The 26,318-nt window shown below is 50.3% G+C and carries 23 protein-coding genes; 12 read left to right on the top strand and 11 right to left on the bottom strand.

The window, feature by feature from the left end:
- Nucleotides 1–5 precede the first annotated feature (5 nt).
- Nucleotides 6–776, bottom strand: a complete 771-nt coding sequence (gene argB, locus CBE68_RS00630; protein WP_087504129.1) for an acetylglutamate kinase — start codon at nucleotides 774–776, stop codon at nucleotides 6–8.
- A complete protein-coding gene (gene argC, locus CBE68_RS00625; RefSeq protein WP_087504375.1) occupies nucleotides 773–1,807 on the bottom strand; it encodes an N-acetyl-gamma-glutamyl-phosphate reductase in 1,035 nt (344 codons plus the stop codon). The genes argB and argC overlap by 4 nt, the downstream gene beginning before the upstream one ends.
- A 341-nt stretch (nucleotides 1,808–2,148) precedes the next feature.
- On the opposite strand from argC, the gene ppc reads away from it, so the two are divergent.
- Entirely contained in the window at nucleotides 2,149–4,800 is a 2,652-nt protein-coding gene (gene ppc / locus CBE68_RS00620; protein ID WP_087504128.1) for a phosphoenolpyruvate carboxylase, read from the top strand.
- Nucleotides 4,801–4,902: 102 nt separating this feature from the next.
- Here the strand turns inward: ppc and CBE68_RS00615 are convergent, their stop codons facing one another.
- Nucleotides 4,903–6,786 (bottom strand): sigma-54 interaction domain-containing protein, encoded by a 1,884-nt coding sequence (locus CBE68_RS00615; protein WP_087504127.1) that lies wholly within the window; start codon nucleotides 6,784–6,786, stop codon nucleotides 4,903–4,905.
- Between the two features lie 391 nt (nucleotides 6,787–7,177).
- Here CBE68_RS00615 and CBE68_RS00610 point away from each other — a divergent pair, with 391 nt between their 5' ends.
- From CBE68_RS00610 to CBE68_RS00590, 5 genes are all read left to right on the top strand, one after another.
- Nucleotides 7,178–8,653, top strand: coding sequence for a CmpA/NrtA family ABC transporter substrate-binding protein (locus tag CBE68_RS00610; protein ID WP_087504126.1), 1,476 nt, complete (start codon nucleotides 7,178–7,180; stop codon nucleotides 8,651–8,653).
- A 2-nt stretch (nucleotides 8,654–8,655) separates the two neighbouring features.
- Nucleotides 8,656–9,480, top strand: coding sequence for a nitrate ABC transporter permease (gene ntrB, locus CBE68_RS00605; protein WP_229744590.1), 825 nt, complete (start codon nucleotides 8,656–8,658; stop codon nucleotides 9,478–9,480).
- A gap of 3 nt (nucleotides 9,481–9,483) precedes the next feature.
- Nucleotides 9,484–10,416 (top strand): ABC transporter ATP-binding protein, encoded by a 933-nt coding sequence (locus CBE68_RS00600; protein WP_188708025.1) that lies wholly within the window; start codon nucleotides 9,484–9,486, stop codon nucleotides 10,414–10,416.
- A gap of 42 nt (nucleotides 10,417–10,458) precedes the next feature.
- Nucleotides 10,459–10,899, top strand: a complete 441-nt coding sequence (cynS, locus tag CBE68_RS00595) for a cyanase (protein ID WP_087504373.1) — start codon at nucleotides 10,459–10,461, stop codon at nucleotides 10,897–10,899.
- A 75-nt stretch (nucleotides 10,900–10,974) separates the two neighbouring features.
- Nucleotides 10,975–11,448, top strand: coding sequence for a nuclear transport factor 2 family protein (locus CBE68_RS00590; RefSeq protein WP_087504124.1), 474 nt, complete (start codon nucleotides 10,975–10,977; stop codon nucleotides 11,446–11,448).
- A 21-nt stretch (nucleotides 11,449–11,469) separates the two neighbouring features.
- Here the strand turns inward: CBE68_RS00590 and CBE68_RS00585 are convergent, their stop codons facing one another.
- Nucleotides 11,470–12,270, bottom strand: a complete 801-nt coding sequence (locus tag CBE68_RS00585; RefSeq protein ID WP_087504123.1) for a thermonuclease family protein — start codon at nucleotides 12,268–12,270, stop codon at nucleotides 11,470–11,472.
- Nucleotides 12,271–12,371: 101 nt separating this feature from the next.
- A complete protein-coding gene (gene rpmE / locus CBE68_RS00580; RefSeq protein WP_087504122.1) occupies nucleotides 12,372–12,584 on the bottom strand; it encodes a 50S ribosomal protein L31 in 213 nt (70 codons plus the stop codon).
- Nucleotides 12,585–12,807: 223 nt separating this feature from the next.
- Between rpmE and priA the strand changes: the two genes are divergently transcribed.
- A complete protein-coding gene (priA, locus tag CBE68_RS00575) occupies nucleotides 12,808–15,000 on the top strand; it encodes a primosomal protein N' (RefSeq protein ID WP_229744589.1) in 2,193 nt (730 codons plus the stop codon).
- 5 nt (nucleotides 15,001–15,005) lie between these two features.
- On the opposite strand, the gene CBE68_RS00570 is transcribed toward priA, so the two are convergent.
- From CBE68_RS00570 to CBE68_RS00550, 5 genes are all read right to left on the bottom strand, one after another.
- On the bottom strand, nucleotides 15,006–15,710 hold the full coding sequence (locus tag CBE68_RS00570; protein ID WP_087504121.1) for a ChrR family anti-sigma-E factor: 705 nt from the start codon (nucleotides 15,708–15,710) through the stop codon (nucleotides 15,006–15,008).
- On the bottom strand, nucleotides 15,703–16,374 hold the full coding sequence (locus CBE68_RS00565; protein ID WP_229744588.1) for a sigma-70 family RNA polymerase sigma factor: 672 nt from the start codon (nucleotides 16,372–16,374) through the stop codon (nucleotides 15,703–15,705). The genes CBE68_RS00570 and CBE68_RS00565 overlap by 8 nt, the downstream gene beginning before the upstream one ends.
- A gap of 51 nt (nucleotides 16,375–16,425) precedes the next feature.
- The gene (locus tag CBE68_RS00560; protein WP_087504119.1) at nucleotides 16,426–17,847 is read right to left on the bottom strand and encodes a DUF4397 domain-containing protein; all 1,422 of its coding nucleotides are present in this window, start codon (nucleotides 17,845–17,847) and stop codon (nucleotides 16,426–16,428) included.
- Nucleotides 17,848–18,162: 315 nt separating this feature from the next.
- A complete protein-coding gene (locus tag CBE68_RS00555; RefSeq protein ID WP_087504371.1) occupies nucleotides 18,163–18,684 on the bottom strand; it encodes a glutathione peroxidase in 522 nt (173 codons plus the stop codon).
- Nucleotides 18,685–18,716: 32 nt separating this feature from the next.
- A complete protein-coding gene (locus CBE68_RS00550) occupies nucleotides 18,717–19,310 on the bottom strand; it encodes an LON peptidase substrate-binding domain-containing protein (protein ID WP_087504118.1) in 594 nt (197 codons plus the stop codon).
- Between the two features lie 187 nt (nucleotides 19,311–19,497).
- Here CBE68_RS00550 and argS point away from each other — a divergent pair, with 187 nt between their 5' ends.
- The 5 genes from argS to CBE68_RS00525 all read left to right on the top strand — a co-directional run bounded on the left by argS (nucleotide 19,498) and on the right by CBE68_RS00525 (nucleotide 24,234).
- On the top strand, nucleotides 19,498–21,246 hold the full coding sequence (argS, locus tag CBE68_RS00545) for an arginine--tRNA ligase (protein WP_087504117.1): 1,749 nt from the start codon (nucleotides 19,498–19,500) through the stop codon (nucleotides 21,244–21,246).
- A 43-nt stretch (nucleotides 21,247–21,289) separates the two neighbouring features.
- Nucleotides 21,290–21,865, top strand: coding sequence for an SPOR domain-containing protein (locus tag CBE68_RS00540; protein ID WP_087504116.1), 576 nt, complete (start codon nucleotides 21,290–21,292; stop codon nucleotides 21,863–21,865).
- A gap of 81 nt (nucleotides 21,866–21,946) precedes the next feature.
- Complete coding sequence (gene hslV, locus CBE68_RS00535; protein ID WP_087504115.1) at nucleotides 21,947–22,471, top strand: ATP-dependent protease subunit HslV; 525 nt, start codon at nucleotides 21,947–21,949, stop codon at nucleotides 22,469–22,471.
- Nucleotides 22,472–22,503: 32 nt separating this feature from the next.
- Nucleotides 22,504–23,835 (top strand): HslU--HslV peptidase ATPase subunit, encoded by a 1,332-nt coding sequence (hslU, locus tag CBE68_RS00530; RefSeq protein WP_087504114.1) that lies wholly within the window; start codon nucleotides 22,504–22,506, stop codon nucleotides 23,833–23,835.
- A 15-nt stretch (nucleotides 23,836–23,850) separates the two neighbouring features.
- Entirely contained in the window at nucleotides 23,851–24,234 is a 384-nt protein-coding gene (locus tag CBE68_RS00525) for a gamma-butyrobetaine hydroxylase-like domain-containing protein (RefSeq protein WP_087504113.1), read from the top strand.
- Here the strand turns inward: CBE68_RS00525 and CBE68_RS00520 are convergent.
- Complete coding sequence (locus tag CBE68_RS00520; protein WP_087504112.1) at nucleotides 24,231–26,093, bottom strand: methyl-accepting chemotaxis protein; 1,863 nt, start codon at nucleotides 26,091–26,093, stop codon at nucleotides 24,231–24,233. The genes CBE68_RS00525 and CBE68_RS00520 overlap by 4 nt on opposite strands.
- Between the last annotated feature and the right edge of the window lie 225 nt (nucleotides 26,094–26,318).

The following is a 26,318-nucleotide window of genomic DNA, read 5'->3' as shown; positions in this document are numbered from 1 at the left end:
GTTAATCAGGGCAGAATACGGGTGCCGACCGGTTCGCCTTGTAATAGGCCTGCCAGTCGCTCCGGATAACGCCAGTTGGCAACGGCAATCGGGCGCGATAGAGATCGCGCTGTTGCCAATGCTGCTTTGGTTTTTGGGATCATGCCATCGGTTATCACACCATCGGCAATTAATTGTTCAATGCCTGCTTCATCCAGTTGTGGAATCAGTTGTTTGTTGCCATCTAGCACACCATCCACATCAGAAAGTAGCACTAAATCGGCGCTTAGTAACTGGGCAATCACGGTTGCCGCGTCGTCACCGTTGACGTTCAGCAAACGGCCTTCGGCTGACATCGCAATGGATGAAATGACTGGCACTTTGCCAGCAGAGAGCAGCGCTTGAACCAAGGCCGGATCAGCTGCTTGACATGTGCCTACGGCACCTAACTTAGGATTGAGCACGGTTGCTGTGGTAATGCCGCCATCGGCGAGACTAATGCCACAAGCATCAACGCCACTTTGCTTGGCATAAGAGACTAATAATTTGTTGGCGTAACCGGCAAGCGCGCCGACCACAACCGGCATGTGTTCATCAGGCGTCACGCGCAGGCCGTCGAGCTTGTCGCTCACTAATTGCTGAGCCTGCATTTGTTGCTCAACAAAAATACCGCCACCGTGCACCAATACCACCTGATGGCCTTTGGCTTGCAGATCGGCAACCGTACGGAAGAGCTTTAGCGCAGGCTCGGCTTGCTCCATCACTGCGCCACCAAGTTTGATGACCACTAAACTCACAGTGCGGCTCCTGCTTCAAATGGGAAATCAATTAAACCAAAGCGCAGATTGGCACATTGGATGGCTTGGCCAGCAGCGCCTTTGAGCAAGTTATCTTCGGCAGCAATCAACACGGCGTGACCATTTGCTTCATCGACCTTCCAGCCGATATCGACATGGCAGGTGTTGACTACATTCTTGATGCTTGGGGTTTGATTCATTGCGTCGTACAAGCGAACGCAAGTGCTGCTGTCATAAGCGTTGTGATAGGCCTGACTGACTTGTTCAGCAGTGACTCCTGGAGCCAATTTAACTGTCACCGTGGCAACAATACCGCGTGGGAAATTGCCTAAATGTGGGGTAAAGATAACGTCGCGGCCGAGTTGGTCGCTGATTTCTGGTTGATGACGATGACCTAATACACCATACGGGTGCAAGCTAACTTCGCAAAAGCTGTTGGTCATGCTGGCTTTGCGGCCAGCACCTGAGACACCAGAAACGGCATTGATCACCGGATATTGAACATCATCCAATAAGCCAGCTTCTCGCAGGGGTTTTAATGCGGTTAATGATGCCGTTGGGTAACAGCCGGGAACGGCAACCAAATCAGCAGTTTTCACCGCTTCGGCGTTCCATTCAGCAAGACCATAAACAGCCTTTTTGAGCAATTCAGGTTGCTCGTGCTCAAAACCATAGAACTTCGGATAAACCTCTGCATCAGCAAAGCGGAAGCCGCCGGATAAGTCCATCACTACGGCGCCTTGAGCCAAAAAGGTCGGAGCAAGTTGAGTTGAAACTTGATGTTCAGTGGCTAAGAACACCAAGTCATGCTGCTTGCCAACTTGCGCCAATTCGTCATCGGTAAGTGGCGTTACCGGCAAATCAAGCAATCCCAGGAAGCGGCCATGCAGTTGACTAAGCTGTTTGCCGCCATCGACGGAGGCTGCGGAAACATATACTTTTCCAAGCTCTAATTGCGGGTGGCGAGCAATCAATGCTGCTAGCTCCACGCCGGTATAACCGCTGGCTCCAATCACGGCACAACGAATCAACTGAGACATACTTTTTCCAGAATTATCAGGGCAAAAAACAAGGGTAAAGATAACCCTTTAAAATGAGAGTGACACATTAACTTTGATTGCATGGTTATGCAACAAAAATGCATGAATATATGGATTATTCAATTCGCTCTGTTGTAAACTTTAGTTACCACAGTTGAATAGATCGTGTTCAAAAAGTGGTTAGAAAGCCGGCAAGTTGAGGCTTTTTATATACCTGATAGAATCGGTAAACTATTTAAGGCCAATTTGCCTTGATTAGAACTAGCACTAATTTTGAAACCGGCACCTTGCTGGTTTTATTTTGTTTGCAGCGTTAACGAAGGTACATGTTCATGGAACACTATGAAGCCTTGCGCGCCAATGTGCGTAAACTGGGAAACCTGTTAGGCGACGTCATTCGCCAAGATTTAGGCGAAGAACTATTTCACCAAGTGGAGCATATCCGCACCTTATCAAAGGCTGCGCGTGCCGGTGACAAGGACGCCAATCAGCAGCTAGAAGCTACCTTAAATGACCTCAGCGACGACGAGTTAATGGGCGTTGCTCGGAGCTTCAACCACTTCTTGACTTTGGCGAACACTGCCGAGCAATACCACAATATTTCCAGAGCCGCGAATCAGGCTATTGATAAACCTGATCCGTTTGAAGACATGCTCGAGCGCTTCGAGCAACAGGAAATCAGCAAAGATAAAATTGCAGATGCCATCAGCCAGTTGTCGGTTGAACTGGTCTTGACCGCTCATCCAACTGAGACCAGCCGCCGCACCATGATCAACAAGTATGTTGAAGTGGCAGATTGTTTGGAGTTGTTGGAGCAAGCTGATCTGCCTCGCCGCCAGCGCCAGAAAACTGAAAATCGATTGGCGTCGCTGATTCATCAGGCTTGGAGCTCACGAGAAATTCGTACACAGCGACCTACACCGGTCGATGAAGCGAAATCAGGTTTCGCCGTAGTTGAATCTTCACTGTGGGATGCGGTGCCTGACTATTTAGAACAACTTGATGATTTGTTGCAGTCTAAGCTCGACATGTCATTGCCAATTGATGCTCGTCCGGTCAAGTTTGCCTCCTGGATGGGGGGCGACCGTGACGGTAACCCATTTGTTACCGCTGCGGTGACACGCGAAGTACTTTATTTGGCACGCTGGAAAGCGGCTGATTTGTACATTGCTGATTTGGATGTGCTGGCTAGCGAATTATCGATGCGTGCTTGTAATGACAAAGTGCGCGAGTTGGTCGTTGATAGCAACGAACCATATCGTGAAATCGTCAAAGACCTGCGCGATCGGATGAAGGCGACTCGGGCAGCATTATTCCGTGCGCTCAACGGTAGCTTCTCTAAGCTCAAGCAGCCTGGTTTGATCCATACCAAGACTGATCTGCTGACTCCGCTGCAGTTGTGCTACGACTCGTTGGTCGAATGCGGCATGGACACCATCGCTAACGATCGCTTATTGCGGACTATCCGCCGCGTTCACTGCTTTGGTATTCATCTAACCCGCTTGGATATTCGCCAAGATGGCGAGCGCCACGCAGAAGTATTCAGTGAACTGACTCGTTACCTCGGTTTGGGCGATTACATGCAGTGGAGTGAGGAAGACAAACAGTCATTCTTGCTGCAAGAGCTCAACAGCAAGCGCCCTCTAATCCCAAGTAATTGGCAGCCAAGTGATGATGTTCAGGAAGTATTGGACACCTGTGCCGTTATTGCTGATACCGATCCAGATACCTTAGGCACCTACATTATCTCGATGGCAAGCAATCCATCTGATGTGTTGTCGGTTCACCTGTTGTTGAAAGAAGCAGGTATTAGCTATGCCATGCCTGTTGCGCCATTGTTCGAGACACTTGATGACTTGGATGGTGCTGTTGATTGTATGGAGCGCCTGTTCTCTGTTGACTGGTACCGTGGTTACATCAATGGCAAGCAAGAAGTGATGATCGGCTACTCGGACTCTGCCAAGGATGCCGGTGTACTTGCAGCTGCTTGGGCCCAGTATTCGGCGCAGGAAGCCTTGGTTGCCTTGGCTGAACAAAAAGATATTGCTATTACCCTATTCCATGGTCGAGGCGGCACCATCGGTCGCGGTGGCGGGCCAGCTCACCAAGCGATTTTGTCTCAGCCTCCGGGGTCACTGAGAGGTGGTCTGCGAGTGACTGAGCAGGGCGAAATGATTCGCTTCAAGTTCGGTTTGAGCGATTTGGCAGTCCGCAGTTTGGCGATATACACCAGCGCCGTGTTGGAAGGCATCTTGACGCCGCCGCCAGTGCCGCAAGACAGCTGGCGCGAGGTGATGAACGGCTTAGCCGAAGAGTCATGCCAAGCATATCGTTCGATTATTCGTGGCGAGAAAGACTTTGTGCCTTATTTCCGCGCAGCGACACCAGAGCAAGAGCTCGGCAAGTTGCCGTTGGGCTCACGTCCGGCTAAGCGTAAACCAGGTGGTGGTGTGGAATCATTGCGCGCTATTCCTTGGATTTTTGCTTGGTCGCAGAACCGTCTGGTACTGCCAGCGTGGCTCGGCGCGGGGCAGGCATTGGCCAGTGCGTTGACCTCTGGCAAGGCCGAACTGATTGAAGAAATGTTCTCTACTTGGCCATTCTTCCGCACTCGGATGCTGATGCTGGAAATGGTATTCATGAAATCTGATTCCAGCCTGTCGGCCTACTATGACAAAGTGCTGGTACCAGAAGAGTTGCAACCATTGGGCGTGAAACTGCGCAGTCAGTTGGCGTCTGACATCGATACCGTGTTGTCGATTACTCACGATGAAGGTTTGATGGAGCGCGAACAGTGGAGTCGTGAGTCGATTAAACTGCGTGCAACTTACATGGAGCCGCTGCACCGCTTGCAAGCTGAATTGCTCAAACGCAATCGTGCATGTGAAGGTGATGAAGAATGTGAAGCTGCGCAGAAGCACTTAGAGCTAGCGTTGATGATCACTATCACAGGTATTGCTGCAGGTATGCGCAATAGTGGTTAATCACTATTAAGTTGATTGACAAAGGCCGCCTCTGAAATGGGCGGCCTTTTTGTTGTTGATGGTAAGTCGGCAATGAAGTAAGCCAACAATTGGCGTTATGTTTTAAGCCTGCTCACCTTTAAAAAGCTGCACATCGATACCTAACCGCTTGATGCGTGATGCCAGAGTGGTCGGTTTGACCGCCATGATTTCTGCGGCGCCATCACGACCAAACACCTTGCCTTTGGCTTGTTTGAGAGCGTTGATAATGCTTTGTCGCTCTTGTTGCTTAAGGTCTCCGGCCGTGACGATGGCTGTTTCGGCGATGTTGGACTCAAGCCTTTGCTGTTTTTCTGCCTGCAGATCATCAAACTTCAACCATTGGCCGTGGGCCAAAATCACCTGGCGTTCGATGACATTCTCCAGTTCACGAATATTGCCCGGCCAGTCATAGCGTTTGAGGGTTTCTAATTGTGCTAATGATATCCGCATGTCGGGCTTATTGAGCCGCTTGCCGGCTTTGTCCAAAAAGTGATGAGCCAATAGCGGAATGTCATCTGCTCGCTGCCGTAACGGCACCGACTCAATGGGAAACACGTTCAAGCGAAAATAGAGATCTTCTCGAAAGGTACCTGCTGCCACCATATCCGCCAGATTTCGATTGGTTGCGGCAATGATCCGCACATCGACATTGCGAGTCGATGATTCACCGATCCGCTCCAGCTGTTGTTCTTGCAATACCCGAAGCAATTTGCCCTGCAAAGCCAGCGGTATCTCACCGACTTCATCAAGAAACAAAGTACCGCCATGGGCCAATTCAAAACGACCCGGCCGATCGCTGGTGGCGCCGGTAAAGGAACCTTTGGCATGGCCAAAAAACTCACTTTCGAACAACTCAGCAGGAATTGCCGCGCAGTTCACCCGAATCAGTGACCGCTTGCTGCGTTTGCTGGATTCATGAATGGCGCGGGCTATCAGTTCTTTACCTGTGCCTGATTCGCCGCAAATAAGAACAGTGACGTCCGTTGGTGCAACTAAATCAATTTGTTTAACCAACTCTCGTACCGCTTGAGAGCGGCCAACAATTTGGTGGTTGTTAAACTCGGAGCTAATTTCTTCTTGCAGATAGGCATTTTCCATTTCCAGCTGCTGGCGGAGTTGATCGACTTCCTTCAACGCTTGAACAAGCTCACGTTGAGCTCGCTTCTTTTCGGTAATATCGCGGAAGATCACCACCGCTCCCACGACTTGATCGCCATCGTTGATCGGTGTGCTGGTGTATTCGACATCAACCGGTACACCTGATTTTGACCAAAATACCTCGTCGTCCACTTGGCGCACTTCGCCTTCTTGAAAGGCGGCATAAATAGGGCAATCTTCAACGTGATAGTGGTCGCCATTACAGTGTTTGTAGTGAATTGCAGTATGGATGTTGCGGCCAATCAACTCCTCACTGCGAAAGCCCAATATGCGCTCAGCGGCTGGATTTATAAAGGTCGCTTGGCCATTGGCATCAACGCCATAAATACCTTCCCCTGCGGCGTCGAGAATGAGCTGGTTCTCGCGCTCAAAATCTTGAAAAATACGCGCCATTCGTTGCCACTGACCAATGCCAGAGCGGTAATGACGTTGGGCATCAGACTGCACGCGGTTGCGATCAATTTTCTCGACATCCTGAAACACAAATTGAATCATCTGCCGGCCTTCTAGCTCGACCTGACTGGCTAGGGTTTCCAGTACGATAGGTTGTTCTTGGTCAGCAACTTTGACGCTTAGGGTGTCCGACCAAGCATGGCCGTTCATCATGGTTTCCTGAGTGAAAACCACCAATTGAGTGAAACAGTGGTTGAACCAACTGCTGGCATGGGTTTGTTTCAGGTCTCCCAGCGGTACTTGCAGCAGCTGACAAGCCGATTTATTGGCTGCCTCAATTAGGTTTGATATCGGGCACACCATCAGTTGTGGGACCGGTGAGTTCCAAAAGGCGATTTGTTCAATCGTAGCCATAAACTTCCCCGTTTTTTGAGCCGAACACCTGTCATTGCCAAAAACTGTTCAATTTTTACGCCAATTACTACGAAATTTCGTGATGGTAACTACGAGATTTCGTGTTCTACGAAAATTCGTAGTTATGTTTGATTTCCGTTTGGTGATAATAAATTCATTAAAAACAGTTTCTTATGGTTGTTTTTGAAAGTTGGTTCTGTCTTTGCAAATAGCTTCTACGAACGAAACGGAGCAAACCCGTCCGACTCTATGAAAACCGCGCTAACCCAGAGTCGAACGCAGAAATCGTCGACATTTGCTGTTGATACGCGCACAGCGATAGGTCAAGCACAACTCTGGTGCTTTGTTTCAAGCCAATTAATCACAGTACTTTCAAAGGGAGAAATACGGCATGGCCATCAAAAGCTTAGGAAACCCTTTTGATCACAAAGTCGGATTGACGCACACCATCGATTGCGACTGTATGGATTGCCAACTACAACGCCAACCGCAATTGAGTGACCAACAGCGGACTGAGGCGCTTGAAGCCTATGGTGATCAATATGATCAGCAAGCTCGGCAGTCAGTTGAGCCCGAACAAAAAGCCAGTCAGCAAGCGGCAATGACGCAAGAAGACATCATGGATCGGGCAGTGGAAAGTGCCATTGTACGAGGCATGTTTGGTCATCACGATCAGAGCCGTCGACAGTTTATTCGCATGGTTGGCGGCGGTACCTTGGCTGCAGCGCTGGGCTCTATTTTGCCGCTCGATAAAGTAAAGGCTGCGGTAAAAGATGGCATTGGCCAACTAGAAAAAACCAAGCTTAATATTGGTTTTGTACCCATTACTTGTGCCACGCCTATCATCATGGCGCACCCGATGGGGTTCTATTCCAAGTACGGATTGGATGTTGATGTGATCAAAACCGCCGGCTGGGCAGTTGCTCGGGATAAGTCGTTAAATGGCGAATACGACGCATCGCATATGCTGACTCCAATGCCATTGGCAATGACCATGGGCGCCGGCTCTACTGCTACCCCGTACATTATGCCGGCGGTGGAAAACATCAATGGCCAAGCCATTGTGCTGCACAACAAACACAAAGATAAGCGCGATCCGAAGCAATGGAAGGGCTTTAAGTTTGGTGTGCCGTTTGATTATTCGATGCATAACTTCTTGCTGCGTTATTACGTCGCTGAATTTGGCCTCGACCCGGACAAGGATATTCAAATCCGTGTCGTACCGCCGCCAGAAATGGTCGCCAACCTGCGAGCCGGTAACCTCGATGGTTACTTATCACCGGATCCATTTAACCAGCGTGCGGTGTACGAGAAAGTCGGTTTCATCCATACCTTGACCAAAGATATTTGGGAAGGGCATCCATGCTGTGCATTTGCTTGTAGCCAGAAGTTTGCCACCGAGATGCCGAACACCTATACCGCATTGTTCCGCGCCATTGTGGACGCCACCCACTATTCTGCCGATCCGGCAAATCGCAGTGAAATTTCTGCCGCAATTGCGCCGAAGAATTATCTCAACCAGCCGGAAATCGTGATTCGCCAAGTGTTAACTGGCCGCTACGTGGATGGCTTGGAGAAGAAAGTCTACGACGTCCCTGACCGCATCGATTTCGATCCATTCCCGTGGCATTCAATGGCCGTGTGGATTCTGACCCAAATGAAACGCTGGGGTTATGTTGATGGTGACATCGACTACAAAGGCATTGCTGAGCAGGTATATGTTGCCTCGGATACCGCCAAAGTGATGAAAGATCTTGGTTATGAAGCGCCGAGCAAGACCTATGAGAATTACACCATCATGGGTAAGACCTTTGATTACACGGATCCAGAAGGCTATGTGAACAGCTTTGCCATCAAAAGGAGCTGATGATGTCATTGAATGTGCGAGCGACGATTGTTGCACTGGTGTTTCTCGCGCTTTTGCTGGGGTTGTGGGAGGCAATGAATCAGCCTCCCGCGGCATCGGAAGCGCTAACCGAGTTTGAATTGCTGATGGGCGGGGCTGACGACCAAGCTCGGGTGCCGCCGCCATCGCAAGTACTGGCATTGGCGTGGCAGGAACTCAGTAACCCTTTCTACGATGCGGGCCCTAACGACAAAGGCATCGGCATTCAGCTCGCTTACTCGCTTTATCGGGTGCTGACGGGCTACTTTGCTGCTGCTCTTATCGCCATTCCGCTCGGTTTTGTCATTGGTATGTCGCCGTTGATGTATCGAGCCCTGAACCCATTCATTCAGGTGTTAAGACCCATTTCGCCGCTGGCGTGGATGCCGTTGGCACTGTTCATCATTAAGGACTCTGAGCAGTCGGCGATTTTTGTCATCTTCATTTGTTCGATTTGGCCGATGTTAATCAACACGGCCTTTGGCGTTGCCAATGTTCGCAGCGACTGGATCCGAGTGGCGCAAACCCATGAGCTTAGCCCATGGCGAACGGCGTGGAGTGTGATTTTACCGGCTGCCGCACCGACCATTCTGACGGGGATGCGGATCTCCATCGGTATCGCTTGGCTGGTGATTGTCGCTGCGGAGATGTTAGTTGGCGGTACCGGCATTGGTTACTACGTATGGAACGAGTGGAACAACCTGGATTTGAACAGCGTGATTTTCTCCATCTTGATGATTGGTGTGGTGGGGATGTTGTTAGACATGGCGTTGTCGGCAGTTTCCCGCTTGGTCGCTTATGAGGAGTAGCCTGTGACAGATAAAAAACCTTTGGTATCGGTCGAAGGCTTAAGCAAAGCCTACCCAAGCCCTAACAAGGGGCCCGACTTGGTGGTCTTCAAAGACGTTAATATTGCCCTAGAGAAAGGCGAGTTTGTTTGCATCATTGGCCATTCCGGTTGTGGCAAGTCGACCATTCTCAATGTCTTGGCGGGCTTAGATGAAGCGTCATCTGGCGGCGTCATCATGGAAGGTAAGGAAGTGTCGGGGCCAAGCTTAGATCGCGGAGTAGTGTTTCAAAACTACAGCCTGATGCCGTGGCTCAGTGCGTTGCAGAACGTCAACTTTGGAGTCCGAGCTCGTTTTCCCAAGTGGTCTGCCGAACAAGTTGAAACCCATAGCAAAAAATATCTGCAGATGGTCGGCCTGTCGACAACGATGGATCGCAAGCCATCGCAATTGTCAGGCGGCATGCGTCAGCGCGTCAGCATTGCCCGGGCCTTTGCTACCCAACCTAAATTGCTATTGCTGGATGAACCGTTCGGTGCGCTCGATGCGCTCACCCGCGGGATTATTCAAGATGAGCTGATCAAAATCTGGTCGGAGTCGCAGCAGACCGTTTTTATGATTACCCATGATGTCGATGAGGCGATTTTGCTGGCCGATCGGGTGTTGCTGATGACCAATGGTCCAGAAGCCAAAATTGCCGAATCCGTGACGATCAATTTGCCACGTCCGCGTCAGCGCTCAGACATTATCGAACACCCTGGATACTACAAGATCCGCAACCATTTGGTCGATTTCTTGGTGAATCGATCGGGTGAGCTGGCATTGCGAGAATCGTCGGACAACAGCCCTGTGATTGTTGATCCAACCGATGATATGGGCGACGACCCCGAGCCTGAACAAATTGAACTTACCGACATCAAGCTTGTTGCAAGTGAGTCGGAGCAACCCGCTGCATAATTTTGTTATTACCTGATGTTGTTGAACAACAAGGAGTTACTGATGAATAAAGAGCAAATGACAGATGCTATTGTTGCCGCCAAAACCCAATTGAACCTAAGCTGGGAAAAGATGGGCGTTGATTTGAATATGTCGCCGGTATGGCTGGCATCGGCGTGCCTTGGCATGAATAGCGCTCCTGCTGAGAAAGCCGCAGCAATCAGCAGTTACCTAGGATTGGGAGAAGAGGTCACTAGCGCATTGATCGCTTTTCCAACCAAAATTTGGGATCAAGCTGTACCAACGGATCCGTTGATTTACCGTCTTTATGAGGTGGTTGGCGTATATGGCGAAACACTCAAGGAAGTGATTCAGGAAAAGTTTGGTGACGGCATCATGAGTGCCATCGATTTTTCTATGGAAGTGGACAAGATTGAAGATCCTAAGGGCGATCGGGTACTGCTGACTTTAAATGGTAAGTTCCTGCCGTATAAATCCTGGTAATGCGCTCGACGCAAGGATAGCTGAACAAGTGATGGTATTGGCTGCTGATGGCAGCCAAACCAACTGGAGGATTGAATGACAGATGAATCTCGGCCGCCGTTTCCGCCTTTCGATGCGGCATCTGCAGCCATTAAAGTGCGCAAAGCAGAAGATGCTTGGAATCGCAAAAATCCTGCTGCCGTGGCTATGGCCTATAGCCCTGACTCGGTGTGGCGCAATCGTTCGGAGTTTATTAAAGGCCGAGCACAGATAGAGCAATTTCTCAGTCGTAAATGGCAGCGAGAGTTGAATTATCGTTTGTGTAAGGAGTTATGGGCATACACCGCCAATCGCATTGCAGTTCGTTTTGCTTACGAATGGCACGATGATTCAGGCAATTGGTATCGCTCTTACGGCAACGAGAATTGGGAATTTAATTCACAAGGCTTGATGCAACGACGCATCGCGAGCATTAATGACTTACCGATTGACCAAAGCGAGCGATTGCTCACTTGGGACACTGAGGTAAGGCCTGACAACTATTCATCGCTTAGCGAGCTTGGCTTGTGAGCAAAGCGCTGGCGCTGCTAATTAGGTTGGTTTGACCTTATCAACCCAGCGCTCCATTTCACTGGTGCGGATCACTTGCGAACTATGGTTGACTCTGATTCGCCACTTGCCATAGGACTCATACAGCACACCTCTCACGATCCAATCTTCGCCCTCTACCGAGGGATTTGCTGGGATCAGTAGTTGTTCGATGACTTGATTTTCACCGCCGACCCAGAGTTTGTTATCAAGTAGCCACCAACTGTGATTTTGGTTGCGCTGAAATCTTGTCACCGTGCCACGATATTCGCGCCAGCGCTTTGAAGGGCGGGTGATTTGACTAACAGCTAATGGCTGATTTTCTGCAAGTTGCCATAATCCTCGCTTATCGCGACGAGCAATCCATTCGGCCATGTTGTAGCAGCGCCAAAGATCGTTATCGCCAATGACCATCAACTTGGCGTAGCCGTCGAGTAACAGCTGCTGGTTGATGTTTTTGCCCTGATGATTGACTAAGTGAGCAAGTGTGCGGCCGTGACGATCCCGAGGACGCCGATCGACGACCATGCTGACAGGTTTGTTATCAATTAACTGATCGAGACGATTGCGTGCTTGCAAGGCATAGGGTTCGTTGCGTGATGGCTGCTTGTGGTCAAGCTCAGGGGTGTCGATACCAGTAAAGCGAATGCGGCGGCCATCGCTCAGGGTGATGGTGTCGCCATCATGGAGTTGCGCCATGATGACTCGCTCAGCAGCGCCTTGCGGTAGGCAGTCGAGCATTTGACCAACGGCATGACAGGAAAGCACCAAACCAGCAAAAAGAATAACACGCGATAGACTCATGATGTTTTGTTCCGACGACGTTCAGTGGGTGAGGATTTCAGTACGGGGCGGACAAACAAAAAAGGCGCCATCCGGCGCCTTTTTCTGCTGGTGCAAGAGTTTTACTTCTTGCCCAAAGCGCCGAAACGCTTCTTGAAGCGATCAACGCGTCCGCCAGAATCCAGAACTTTCTGCTTACCAGTGTAGAACGGGTGGCAAGAGCTACATACGTCGATGTGGAAATCTTTACCCAAAGTAGAGCGAGTCTTGATTGTGTTACCACAAGAGCAAGTTGCTGTTACTTCAGCGTATTCAGGGTGAATACCTTGTTGCATGGAAAACCTCAATTATTAGGCCGTGTCGCTATCCAACCCGGAGTCAGACACCACACGTGGTTTAGTTACTTCTGTTTGGGGCGCGAATGGTAAAGCAGTTATAGCGCCGGATCAAGCCCAATTGCTAACTTTTTAACCAATTATAGTCGCAGTTGCTCGGTATCCACTGCTTGGTGTTAACCATGGTAAGCTTGCGCTACTTATTGACTGTGTGATTTTGTTCGTGTCAGACCTTCGCTTTATTCATGTCGCTTTACCGGTACCGATGCGGCGGATCTTCGACTATTTGCCTCATCCGCAGCGCCAAGTGGTTGTTGGTGGCCGGGTCAGAGTGCCCTTTGGCCGTCGCATGATGGTTGGCGTGGTCGTTGGCGAAAGTGATCACAGTGATTGGCCGGTCGAGCAGCTCAAGGCGGTTGATGAGGTGCTCGATCAGCAGCCTATTTGGCCGCAATCTCTACTGGACTTGTTGAAGTGGGCTGGACGCTACTATCAGCATCCCATTGGCGAAGTACTCACTCATGCCCTGCCGAAGAAAATGCGTCAAGGCGAACAGCCCAATAGTGCCGATATTGAAGTGTGGCAGCTAACGGATGCAGGGGTGGCGCAAGATGCGCAATCGACTAAGCGGGCACCGAAACAGTGGCAGTTGCTGGAGTTGCTAAAGGCAGGAGCTCAGGAAAGAGCAACGCTGAGTGCTCAAGGCGTCACTGGCGCTACCATTCAAGCAGTGGCGAAAAAGCAATGGATTGAATCTGCTCCGCTGAGTGCTTTGAATGAATCTTTGTCACAGCCATCAAACCAGCCGCCTGCAACCCGTGAACAAAGCATTGCAATTACGGCGTTGTGTTCGCGCTTGCAAGGGTTTTCGGTCAGCTTACTTGAAGGCATTACCGGTTCCGGCAAAACTAGGGTTTACCTCGATGTCATGTCGCAAGTTATTGAACAAGGTAAACAAGTCTTGGTACTGGTGCCTGAAATCGGTTTAACACCTCAAACCTTGAGCCGGTTTCGCCATCATTTAGGCGTTCGGATTGGTCTGGTACATTCGGGTTTGAACGATAGCGAGCGACTTGCCGCTTGGCAGGCGGCACGCACTGGCGAGTTACCAGTGTTGCTCGGTACTCGCTCAGCCATTTTCACTCCTATGGCCAACCTCGGCTTGATTGTGGTCGATGAAGAGCATGATGGCAGTTACAAGCAACAAGATGGCTTCCGTTACCAGGCTCGCGACCTAGCCGTCATGCGCGCCAGAAACGAGCAAGTGCTGCTGTTGTTGGGCTCTGCTACGCCGAGTTTTGAATCATTGGCCAATGTCGAGGCCGGTCGCTATCAGCATCTGACTCTGAGTGAACGTGCTGCCGGTGGTCAATTGCCGAAGATAGCGGCCATCGACATGCGTCAGCAAGTGATGACAGGGCCGTTGTCTGCTCCCATTGTCAAAGCCATGGAGCAGCACTTACAAGCTAACAACCAAGTGCTGGTATTTTTGAATCGTCGTGGTTTTGCGCCGGTATTGTTGTGCCATGAATGTGGTTGGTTCGCTGAGTGCCATCGTTGTAACCGACCGTTTACCTGGCATAAGGGGTTTCGTCGCTTGGTTTGTCATCATTGCCAAGTTGAGCGACCGGTGCCGCATCAATGTGATTCATGTGGCAGCACTCAACTGGTACCGGTCGGCCAAGGCACTGAGCAGCTCGAAGAAGCATTGCAAGAGCAGTTTCCTGATTACCCCGTGGTTCGCATCGACCGTGACTCAACTCGACGCAAAGATGCATTCGAAAACTTGGTTGCTGACATCCAGCGCGGACACTATCGAATTTTGGTTGGGACCCAAATGTTGGCCAAGGGGCATGATTTTGTGGATGTCACTTTGGTGGTTATCGCCGACGTTGATGGTGCGTTGTTTAGCAGTGATTTTCGCGCTGGAGAGCGGATGTGCCAGTTGTTAACTCAGGTTTCTGGTAGAGCAGGACGAGCAGGTCAGCAAGCTCAGGTCTTGCTGCAAACCCACTACCCTGATCACCCTTGGGTGCAACAACTTCAGACTGAGGGTTATCAGCAGGTGGCCAGTGCGTTGCTGGCGGAGCGTAAGCAAGCGCAGTTACCACCTTATGCGGCAATTGCAATTATTCGTGCTGAGGCGAATGATGAGACGAAGGTCGCTGAGTTTTTGGCTGCAGCCGAGCTGGTGTTAAACACAGCAGCCCAGCGACATGAAGTTATCGTGATGCCTCCTGGGCCATGTGCAATGGTGCGCAAAGCAGGACGATATCGATGGCAATTGGTCCTGATTGCGCCACAAAAAGCACCAATTCAGAAATTATTAACCGAAAGCTTGGGCGAGATAGAAAGCTCTAAACTCGCCCAAGTAGTGCGGTGGCATGTGGATGTTGATCCCCATGACACCGTTTGAATGGCTTAGTACAGCAATTTGCCAATCGGGTTGAGCAATCGGGTCGCGCCCGATGTGAAGTGCAATGGTGCTTCGACCGCGGTGAAACACAAGCAATCTTCACTGACGCTTGCACCAGGCTTGTGGGTGTGAGCGCCGTCGCGGTATATAAAATCACCTTCTTGGTACACCTCATCACCATCGACGAAGCTGCCGGACAATACCAGCGTAATCTCGCGCCCTTTGTGAGTGTGTTCTGGTATCTCGCCGCCCTGCTCAATGTAATAAAAGCTGGTGCGCCACTGTTGGTGCTCTGCTAGGCGCCCTCGCCACAACTTGCCGAGCTGAAACCAACTATCACCGGTCACCAACTCTGGCTGTTCTGCTATTTGACGTTGCAGCGCTCGTGGCAGTAAGAATTTGTTGTCCTGCCAGCGAATATGTTTGGCCTTGTGACGCTCGGCGACCAGACTCGGTTGTTCAACCGGCGCTGGCTCACTGTCTATAATGGCAGCCATCATTGCCGTCAGATCGTCTGATACCTGAATGTCAGCGCTATCATTGTTTTGATGCTCTATGCTTGCTGCTAACTCTTGCTCAATTTGCTTCACTTCACGCTGACATAAGCGGCACATATCGACGTGTGCTGAGACACACAAGGCTAATGCAGGTGGCAGCTCTCCGCTTACAAAAGCGCGCAATAATTCTTCACTTGGGTGGCTTTTAATCATGATCGTTAGCCTCAATTTTTTCTTGTAACTTCTGCACTGCTAACCGAATACGAGATTTCACTGTGCCTAACGGGATGTTCAATTCATCAGCGACTTGTTGCTGAGGTTTGTCTTCTAAATACACTTTGCGGATCACTTCCATCTGAGCGGGGGACAAAGCGTCGTAGTACTTTTCCAATTGCAGTTGCAGCACCAAGTGGTCAGGTTGACTTCTGCCTTCGTCCGCTTCCGCCTCCAGTACCGGCCATAAATCTTCAGCACTGATGACATCGGCTTTGCTGCTGGCTTTTCGTAATTGATCGTATCGGAGGTTACGGGCGATGGTGTAGATCCACGTCGAAGCGGCGCCTTTACCGGCATTGTATAAATGCGCTTTCTGCCAAACCGTCATCATGGTGTCTTGAACCAATTCCAGCGCTAGAGCCTCATTACCGTCGCACAAGCGGATAGCAAACATTTTCAACCTTGGCGCGAAATGGTTGAACAATGCGGCGTAGTGCTTACGGCATTTGTTTTCAGCGATTTGACAAAGCGCTGCTTTCCAACGCTCGCCGTCATTTTCGGCTGGTTTTACTTTTGCTTCTGGCTGGGGTTTCATCTGGCCCGACACTAAAGGAGAAGTGCTGGCAGTATAACCACAAACGCTGCTCTGTGCTGTCGACATCGTCACTCCTGTCGTTATTGCCGGGCCTTTATGAGGCCCGGCTACTAACTATTAATCATCCAAACTTATGACTGATACGCCTGTCGCTGACATTGGATCATCAATGGCGACTAAAGTTGTCAAGGTACCACCCTCCAGTGGTAACTCAGCAGGGCCAATGGCAATGGTGCCGGGGTCGCCTGCTGGTGTTACCATGACGTAAGCAGTGCCCGGCGACACCGACAACACGGTACTGTCGCCCTTAAAGGGTACCCCTGCCAGAATCACATCATCGCTTGACGGCGTTGCATCAGCACTAACATAAATGTCGACATCGCCCGCCAACGTAGACGCGTGGATGGCGCGCAGTTTTGCTTCGGTCGCAACGCGACGAGTGTTTTCGTCCATGACCACGAACAGTTCATCGTTGGCCATGCCATCGCCGAGGTTACCGATTGCCAGCGCTGTGTATTTATACGCAGGCATCAGCGAGGCATCGAGACCGAGAGCATCGACAACCACCACCGGGTCAGTGCCGTTGACTCCAACATCAAAGCGATAGTCACCGGCAGGTACCATGAGGTAGCCGGTAAAGTCCTTAAATGACACGTTATAAAGTGGGCTGTCCATTGCTGGCGCCGAACCGTTTATCCACACATCGACTGCTGGTGCGTCGCTGATAGTGTGAGCGACACGAATGTCAGCTTCCATCGCTGCATCGCGCACAACCAAGGAAGCACTGGCTGCATCTACTAGCAAGTTGACCGGTGAGCTACCCGCGTCGGTGTTGGTCACAGCTGCAACAAACCAGTCAGACCCAGCGGGTACGTCAACCGTGCCGGAATCAAACACCACTACAGTTGGGTCGTCTGGCAGCGTGATACGGACTTGATAGCTGCCTGCTGGCACTTCGACTGCGTCGGTTGCCATAGGGAAGCTAACATTATCTGCGAACGGCATCGCAGTGCTCAAATCGTCTCCTGGCGCGGTAATAAATACGTCAACCATCGGTGCATCAGGAGACGCGTGCATGACTTGAATTCGAGCGCCATCGGGCATCAGCGCTGGGCGGGCAATAATTTGCGGCCCAAACTCCATTGGATCGCCTGTGCCGATTAAGCCTGCTTTACCAGTTGCAACAACATTGTATTCAGTGTCTGCGTCCAACATTAATTGTGTTTCTGGTATGACAGTCAGTGGTGAACCGTCGGCCAAAATGGCGTCTACTTGCACAGTGTGGCTGCCAGCGGGGACCTGAATGGCGCCAGAACTGACTTGATAGTCAACACCCTCAAGTGCTGGGGAGCCGTTTAACCATACGTTCACTGCCGGTGCATCTGGGGCTGCGTGAAATACGCGCAGATATGCATACTCGGGAGTGTCAACGGTGTTAACGCTGCTTGAGTTGTTGCTGCTCCCCCCGCAACCAGTAAGGGAAGCGGCGAGTAGGGTGGAAGTTACGGCGACTGCTAGGAGTGATTTGGTGGCTTTCATGGTTGCTAATCCTTGTTTTCATTTAGGCGCATCTGGGGTTACGCACCGGTTCGGATTGGCGATCAAAAAATAAACGGAAAATTACGAAATGTGTCGCTAAAAGTATGTAACTTGTCGCAAATTGAATAAAAATGGCGAATAAAGTGATCTAAACAAAGAATGACTCCGAAATCACCGTAGTTGGCTTGATGTTGGCAAAAAAGCTAAGTCAAATTGCGCAATAACCGTTGTGCCACGACATCGCTGTCATTTCTTTGTCACTAATAAAACTGCCGCTATAAAAGCGGCAGTTTTTGGTTTCGGAGTGTTGCAAGCTTACATGGCTGATTCAATGGCTTTAATCATGTCGTCGCTGTCAGGTTTGGTCATCGCACTAAATGAAGCAATGACTTTGCCTTCACGATTGACAACATATTTATGAAAGTTCCACTTCGGCGCTTCGCCTGCTTGGGCTGCCAGCTTGCGGTAAAACGGGTCGGCATCGTCACCCCGTACTGGCATTGGTTCAAACATTGGGAATTTCACCCCGTAGGTCAACTCACAAAGCTCGGCCGTTTTACCCTCGTCTTTGTCTTCTTGGTTGAAGTCATGGCTTGGGAAGCCTAAAACCACAAGCCCTTTGTCTTTGTAATCGGCGTACAGCTTTTCCAACCCTTTAAACTGGGGGGTGAAGCCGCAGTAACTGGCTGTGTTGACGATCAGCAATGGTTTGCCGCTGTACTCGGTACACAAATTGACGGTCTCAGAGCTGTTTAACTTGCGTTTAACAAACTTTAAGGTGTCTGGGCATGACGCCGCCGTAACGCCAAAGCTGGCGATTGCAGCGAGTAGGGCAATTGACTTAACTAGTTTTCCGGGGGTGGTGATCACTATGACTCTCCTGTGGTCCTGATTGCTTGCTCCAAAAACGCAAGGGCGGCGGTGCAATCGGGTTGTTCTATTAATAATTGTTTGTCATTTGGGTCCATGGGCAGCAATTCGAGCCAGCGCTGACACAACCAGCTGGCATCGTTGTCGTGAAAATCCAACTGCAAATCCTGCAAGCTTTCGTTGTCCTGATAAAGCCGCTGCAGCTGGTCGACAATTTTGTGCTGTGTTAATGATAACCCCTGTTTTGGCCATTCGGGAACTACGCTAGTTTCGCCAACTTTTAGCCCGTCTTGTTCGACCCAAACGCGACTTAACCTGCGCTTGCGCAACCCTTGGACGGTGATGCCAAGCATGCCATCAGGCAATTGATCAAAGTCGATGATGGCCACTTCGGTGGCTAGTGGGTACATATTCATCATCGTTTGTGGTTTGGCCTTGACGTCGAGCATACACATGCAAAATGGACGACCGCCTGCTGCCGCATCCCGTACCATGCGGACATATCTGGGCTCGAAAATTCGCAATGGCAGCTTGCCACCCGGTAACACGTGGGCAGTGAGTGGAAAGAGTGCGAATTCTTGTTCTTGCTTCATGCTCGGTTCGACCTTGTAAACACCATCGGGATTGCGATATCTCTGGCTTTTATTACGAACTGCCAAGGTCTGAGATCAACTCGGTTGAGGAATATCCTTGTGCAGGTAGAAATGTACCCTCTCGGCAGTTTACAATTTGCCGCCTGCACCCTGATGCATCACTAACCACTCCGGACTTATTGTTATTATGAAAGCGATTATTGAAACCCTGTTGCTCGAAACTGTCTCGCAAATGAAACAAGCAGGAACCTTGCCTGCTGATTTGCAGCCTCGACTGCAGATTGATCGCACTAAAGACAAGAGTCATGGTGATTTTGCCACTAACTTGGCGATGATGCTGGCGAAACCTGCCAAGTCAAATCCCCGCCAATTGGCGCAGCAAATAATTGAGTTGATGCCCAAGCACGCGGCCATTAGCAACATCGAGATTGCTGGTCCGGGCTTTATTAACTTTTTTGTCAATCCAGATCATCTGGCGGATCAAATCGGCCAATTACTGTCCGATGACCACGCCAGCGTGCAATTAGCCGCTAGCCCACAAACCGTTGTGGTTGATTATTCCGCACCCAATGTTGCCAAAGAAATGGCTGTTCACCATATTCGCTCCACGGTCATTGGTGATGCAGTGACTCGGACTTTAGAGTTTCTGGGTCATCAGGTTGTTCGAGCCAATCATATTGGTGACTGGGGTACTCAGTTCGGTATGCTCATCGCCTACCTCGAAAAGGTTCAAAATGAACAAGCTTCAGATATGGAGTTATCTGATTTGGAAGCTTTCTATCGCGAAGCTAAAAAGCACTACGATGAAGACGAGGATTTTGCCGAGCGTTCGCGCAACTATGTGGTGAAATTGCAAGGCGGTGATGAGTATTGCCAAAGCATGTGGCGCAAGCTGGTGGATATCACCATGGAGCAAAACCAGCGCAACTACGATCGTCTTAATGTTTCGCTGAGCGATAAAGACGTCATGGGTGAGAGCCTATACAACGACATGTTGCCTGCCATTGTCGAGGATTTGGCCGCGCAGGGCCTAGCCGTTGAAGATGCCGGCGCCATGGTGGTGTTCCTAGAGGAATACAAAGGTAAAGATGGCGATGCTATGGGCGTCATTATTCGCAAGAAAGATGGCGGTTATCTATATACCACCACGGATATCGCTTGTGCCAAATACCGCGTCGCGCAACTGGGTGCCGATCGAGTGCTGTACTTCATTGATTCGCGCCAAGCCATGCACTTGCAGCAAGCCTGGACTATTGCGCGTAAAGCGGGTTATGTACCAGAGCAAGTATCACTGGAGCACTGTGCCTTCGGCATGATGCTAGGCAAAGATGGTAAGCCATTTAAGACCCGTTCAGGCGGCACAGTGAAGTTGGTCGATTTGCTGGACGAGGCTGAAGAGCGAGCCAATGCCTTGATTGCTGAGAAGAATCAAGATTTGGCCGATGATGAGCGTCGGGAAATCGCTACCGCTGTCGCCATGGCGGCAGTGAAATATGCCGATTTATCGAAAAATCGCACCACAGATTACATTTTCGACTGGGACAATATGCTGTCGTTTGAGGGCAACACTGCGCCTTATCTTCAGTATGCATATACTCGCATTCAATCTATTTTCCGCAAAGCTGGCGTTGATGGCGCGACGCTCAGCGGCTCGCCACAACTGCAAGAAGCAGCGGAACAGGCATTGGCGCAGAAACTGACCCAGTTTAGTGATGTGGTGAACAATGTCGCAGCGAAAACCTCGCCTCACCTCATGTGCACTTACTTGTACGAACTAGCCGGACAATTCATGAGTTTCTACGAAGCCTGCCCGGTCAACAAAGATGGTGTTGCGGATGATGTCCGCGCCAGCCGATTGTTGCTTTGCGGGGCTACCGCAAAGGTATTGAAGCTTGGTTTGGGATTGCTCGGTATTGCGACGTTGGAGCGGATGTAACCGCCTGCTCAACGTTTGTTACTGATTAACTGGTCGCTGTTCTATGCCTAGAGATTATGCCAAGCGCAAGCCTGCTCCAAAGAAGCCGGTTCGCAGCAATAGTAAGAACAAGGGACGCGCTACCCAAGCTCGTGCCAATGGCTCCCATGTTCAGTTACCCTGGGTTCGAATCATCATCATTGTTGGTTTGATTGCTGCCTTCGGTTATGGCTTAAGCCATATCAAGGGCAGTGCCGAGCGGGTGGAAGGGCAAGAGCCCGAAGTGCAACAGCAGAACGCTAAGCCCGCCGACGCTTTGCCTGAGAAACCAGAAGAACGCTGGAGTTTCATCGAAGAGCTGGAAACCAAAGAAGTCGAAGTGGATGTGCCAGAAGCGCCGGAGCAAACACGACCTTACTTGATGCAATGTGGTTCGTTCCGTCTACAAAACCAGGCGGAAGAACTAAAAGCCAAAATTGCGTTCCAAGGTTTGAGCTCAGAAGTGCGTCGCGCTGAAGGATCAAATGGCGTCTGGTACAAGGTAGTATTGGGACCCTACAAGACCAAACGTTTGGCAGAAAAAGACCGCCACGCGTTGCAGCGTGCTTCAGTGCGAGGTTGTAAGATCTGGTATTGGTGATGGTCGATCTGGCCATCATCCCTTGAAAATCCCTCAGGCGCCCCTATCTTGCAGTTAACCGTATAATTTAGGAGAACGCCTGTGACCACGATTGTTTCTGTTCGTCGCAATGGCAAAGTTGTTATTGGTGGTGATGGCCAAGTGTCACTTGGCAATACCGTAATGAAAGGCAATGCCAAGAAGGTGCGCCGCCTCTACAACGACAAAGTTCTGGCCGGTTTTGCCGGCGGTACCGCCGACGCTTTTACTTTATTTGAGCGCTTTGAAAGCAAGCTTGAGATGCACCAGGGTCATCTAACCCGTGCCGCTGTTGAGCTGGCCAAAGATTGGCGTACCGACCGCATGCTGCGCAAGCTTGAGGCATTGTTGGCAGTTGCTGACCATACCGCGTCATTAATCATTACCGGCAATGGCGATGTGGTGCAACCGGAGCATGATTTGATCGCCATCGGCTCTGGAGGCTCGTTTGCCCAAGCCGCTGCGACTGCGTTACTAGAAAACACTGAGTTGGCGGCGGATGAGATTGTCCAAAAAAGCCTGAAAATAGCTGGCGATATCTGTGTTTACACCAACCAATTCCAAACCATCGAGCAATTGGATTACTAATTCCAGCGCGCTGGTTTAACTAGGATGCTGTTATGTCTGAGATGACTCCCCGCGAAATCGTCCATGAATTGGACGCTCATATTATTGGTCAGCAAGACGCCAAACGAGCCGTTGCCATTGCACTGCGTAACCGTTGGCGCCGCATGCAGTTGCCTGAGGCGCTGCGTCAAGAAGTGACCCCAAAAAACATTCTGATGATCGGACCAACGGGCGTCGGTAAAACCGAAATTGCCCGCCGTTTAGCGAAATTGGCCAACGCTCCCTTCATCAAAGTTGAAGCAACCAAATTCACTGAAGTGGGCTACGTTGGCAAGGAAGTGGATTCGATCATTCGTGATTTGACCGATATGGCTGTCAAAATGGTCAAAGAGCAGGAGATGGACAAGAATAAATTCCGCGCCGAAGAAGCGGCGGAAGATCGAATTCTTGATGCTTTGCTGCCACCGCCTAAAGAAGGCTGGGGCGAAGATGCCAAACCAGATACCTCTTCAACGAGACAAATCTTCCGCAAGAAACTGCGTGAAGGCGATTTAGACGATAAAGAAATTGAAATCGAAGTGGCGCAGCCGCAAGCGGGCGTTGAAATCATGGCGCCACCGGGCATGGAAGAGATGACGAACCAGCTGCAAGGCTTGTTCCAGAATATGTCTGGCACCCACAGCCAGATGAAGAAGCTGAAAGTCAAAGACGCTTTTAAAGCTCTGACCGAAGAAGAAGCTGCAAAGCTGGTTAATCAAGAAGATTTAAAGCAAAAAGCGCTCACTGCTGTTGAGCAGCACGGCATCGTATTTATCGATGAAGTGGACAAGATCTGTAAACGCAGCGACAGTGCTTCTGGCCCCGATGTCAGCCGTGAAGGCGTGCAACGTGACTTGTTACCTCTGGTTGAGGGCAGCACCATTAGTACCAAACATGGCATGGTGAAGACTGACCATATCCTATTTGTTGCCTCGGGCGCATTCCAAATGGCTAAACCATCAGACTTGATTCCCGAGCTACAAGGTCGTTTGCCTATTCGAGTCGAACTGTCGGCTTTGAGTACTGACGATTTTGTTCGAATCTTGACGGAACCAAATGCCTCACTAACAGAGCAGTATCAGGCTCTGATGGCGACCGAAGGTGTGACCATCCAGTTTGAGCAATCTGGTATTCAACGAATTGCCGAGGCTGCGTGGCAAGTCAATGAGCGCACAGAAAACATCGGTGCTCGTCGACTGCATACGGTGATGGAGCGACTGATGGAAGAGATTTCCTATAAGGCTTCTGATCACAATGGCGAAACGATTGTGATTGATGCTGAATACGTCAATCGCTATCTCGACGAGCTAATCGAAGACGAAGATCTAAGCCGCTTCATTCTGTAATCTGCTGGTCAGACAATGAGTCAAATCCGCGCTACCGTCATCAAACTGCACCGTCAGAGCCAGATACTGGCTCTGACCTTTAGCGATGGTTTGACGGCATCTCTGGAAGCGGAATTTCTTCGAGTCCACTCGCCGTCTGCAGAGGTGCAACAGCACGGTAATCCGATTTTGGTCGAGGGCAAATCAGCGGTGCAAATCCTTGATGCTCAAGCCGTTGGTCATTATGCGGTCCGACTGATCTTCGATGACGGCCATGACTCTGGAATTTACTCATGGGACTGGCTGCATCGACTCTGTCGCGACAAGGACGCCTTGTGGGCTGAGTATCGGCAGCGCTGCGCAACCAAGCAAGCGCTGCAGATCCCCATTCAAGTTAGCTTTGACGGTGACAACAGCTAGTTGACCTTAAATTGACTGACTTGTTGACGCAGGTTTTCTGACTGTTCGTTGACTTCTTGGGCGACTGCGACACTTTGTTCTGATTCGGTACTGGTGCTTTCGGCAATATCACGAATACGCTGAATATTTCTTGTTACTTCTGCTGATACCAAGCTTTGTTGCTCTGTCGCTGTGGCTATCTGAGTGTTCATATCGACGATGCCTGACATTGATTGCAAAATTGAATGCAGTGCATCACCAACTCCACTGGCCAGCTCGGCACTGACCTCGCCCGATTGCTTGCACTCTCCCATCATTTCCGCAATGGTGCCGGTGCTATCCTGGAGATTTTTAATGATTGCAGCGATCTCCTCGGTAGACTCCTGAGTGCGATTGGCGAGGCTGCGAACCTCATCGGCAACAACAGAGAAGCCGCGACCCAACTCACCAGCACGAGCGGCTTCAATTGCAGCATTTAATGCCAGTAAATTGGTTTGTTCGGCAATGCCTCGAATGACGTCAAGCATGGAGCCAATGGTGTTGCCTTGCTCCGCCAGTTCTTGTACTTGGGCGGTTGTTTGATTGAGCTTTTCAGACAACGCACTGATGTGGCTGATGCTGTTATCCACTTCAGTGGTACCGCGCTCGGCCTCTGCATAGGTCGAATCGACATGGGTCACTGCCGATTCGGTATTGCGAGCAATCTCGCCTTGGGTTTGGCCCATTTGAGTCGTTGCTGTAGCGACATGCTCGGTTTCTTCCAGTTGCCGGATAGCGCCATCATGAGTACTCGATGCCTGAGTCGATAAACGACCAACGGCATCGTCCAAAATTGCGCTGGATTTTGACACTTGTTCGGCAAGCTCTTGGAACATTGCGAGTAACTGGTTGATTCCTGCGCTGATCATTGCGAGTTCATCTTTGCCATTTGCATCAGCCCGCAAGGTCAAATCTTTGCTACTAATGACTTCCTGCATGTAGCGCTGCAAAGCATTCACTTTTGAGGTAATCGAACGTGACGTCCATAGCGCTAGTGCGGTCAATGCGATTGTTAACAGAATGACGACAACAGCGGCAAAGGTTAGGTATTGGCTACGAACTTCAGCACTGGTGTCAGCAATAAGCTCGTTCAGTTCAGCGATTTTTGTCAGCGCCTCTGACTGCGTTTGTTGTAGTTGTCCTCTTAGTGCGGCATTTGGCGTCAAGCCAATACGCTCTTCGGCTTCAACTAAGGTGGTAAAGCGCTGGCTGTAGGTGGTCAGTAAATTGCGCAGTTGATCCTGTGTCGAACTCGGTAAACCACTGTCGCCAATCGATGCATTGAGTGTCTCTACGCCTTTATTAAACTTGCCCAAGTACTTAATGTCGTAGCGCAGCATGAAGTCTTTTTCGGCACGACGAAGCTGCAGCATTTGGGCGATAAGTTGATAACTATTCTGTGCATAGAGCAAGGTTTCAACTTCATGGACCGCTGATCGCAATGCGCCGTAAAGGCCGGTTTTTGGCGTCAAGCCAATTTGTTGTCGCAGTTCAACGAGCTGATTGACTATGTTGACGTAGTCAGACACCGCTTGTTGTGTCACTTGCAGTTGCTGCCTGATTGCATCTGACGTGACGTCGTCACTCAGTTTTGTTAGCGTTTTTTCGACTCGATCGCGATTACTGTTGAATGATTCAATGTATTGCAAATCTTTGACTCGCTCGAACTGACTGACGTTGTAAGCCATTGATTCAATCTCAAACATATCTTTCAACACTGAGGCTGACAGGCGGCTGTATTGTTGCGATGAGCGGTCGACGACAATCGCGACGACTAACAACATGGTCATTAATGCCGCACCAACCACGAGCTGGATCAACAGGCGGTTTCGAATGGTCATAACTAAAATTACTCCGTCAAAAACTGATACTGGCAAATGGCCAGATCAAATAATCGAGCAACTACCGGTGGCACAGCGGCTCTTTATTGCTTATCGGCTTTAAGCAACAAATCTATAGTGCTAATGCTTCAGAGAAGTATTAGTGAACTCAAGCAGTTGTCGGTCCTTGAACTAAAAGTAGTCCAATCAGCGATAAAGCTGAAAGCTTGACTGGGCAGTTACTGC

This window comes from Neiella marina (genome assembly GCF_002165625.1).
Lineage (GTDB): Bacteria > Pseudomonadota > Gammaproteobacteria > Enterobacterales > Neiellaceae > Neiella > Neiella marina.
Note: the sequence above shows the minus strand (reverse complement) of the source record. Positions and strands in the feature narration are given on the sequence as shown.

Bases quoted from the DNA above. Each gene is read 5' to 3' on its own strand.
- ppc (WP_087504128.1), top strand. From the start codon at position 2,149: ATGGAACACTATGAAGCCTTGCGCGCCAATGTGCGTAAACTGGGAAAC.
- CBE68_RS00615 (WP_087504127.1), bottom strand. From the start codon at position 6,786: ATGGCTACGATTGAACAAATCGCCTTTTGGAACTCACCGGTCCCACAA.
- CBE68_RS00610 (WP_087504126.1), top strand. From the start codon at position 7,178: ATGGCCATCAAAAGCTTAGGAAACCCTTTTGATCACAAAGTCGGATTG.
- ntrB (WP_229744590.1), top strand. From the start codon at position 8,656: ATGTCATTGAATGTGCGAGCGACGATTGTTGCACTGGTGTTTCTCGCG.
- cynS (WP_087504373.1), top strand. From the start codon at position 10,459: ATGAATAAAGAGCAAATGACAGATGCTATTGTTGCCGCCAAAACCCAA.
- CBE68_RS00590 (WP_087504124.1), top strand. From the start codon at position 10,975: ATGACAGATGAATCTCGGCCGCCGTTTCCGCCTTTCGATGCGGCATCT.
- CBE68_RS00585 (WP_087504123.1), bottom strand. From the start codon at position 12,270: ATGAGTCTATCGCGTGTTATTCTTTTTGCTGGTTTGGTGCTTTCCTGT.
- rpmE (WP_087504122.1), bottom strand. From the start codon at position 12,584: ATGCAACAAGGTATTCACCCTGAATACGCTGAAGTAACAGCAACTTGC.
- CBE68_RS00570 (WP_087504121.1), bottom strand. From the start codon at position 15,710: ATGATTAAAAGCCACCCAAGTGAAGAATTATTGCGCGCTTTTGTAAGC.
- CBE68_RS00565 (WP_229744588.1), bottom strand. From the start codon at position 16,374: ATGTCGACAGCACAGAGCAGCGTTTGTGGTTATACTGCCAGCACTTCT.
- CBE68_RS00560 (WP_087504119.1), bottom strand. From the start codon at position 17,847: ATGAAAGCCACCAAATCACTCCTAGCAGTCGCCGTAACTTCCACCCTA.
- CBE68_RS00550 (WP_087504118.1), bottom strand. From the start codon at position 19,310: ATGAAGCAAGAACAAGAATTCGCACTCTTTCCACTCACTGCCCACGTG.
- argS (WP_087504117.1), top strand. From the start codon at position 19,498: ATGAAAGCGATTATTGAAACCCTGTTGCTCGAAACTGTCTCGCAAATG.
- CBE68_RS00540 (WP_087504116.1), top strand. From the start codon at position 21,290: ATGCCTAGAGATTATGCCAAGCGCAAGCCTGCTCCAAAGAAGCCGGTT.
- hslU (WP_087504114.1), top strand. From the start codon at position 22,504: ATGTCTGAGATGACTCCCCGCGAAATCGTCCATGAATTGGACGCTCAT.
- CBE68_RS00525 (WP_087504113.1), top strand. From the start codon at position 23,851: ATGAGTCAAATCCGCGCTACCGTCATCAAACTGCACCGTCAGAGCCAG.
- CBE68_RS00520 (WP_087504112.1), bottom strand. From the start codon at position 26,093: ATGACCATTCGAAACCGCCTGTTGATCCAGCTCGTGGTTGGTGCGGCA.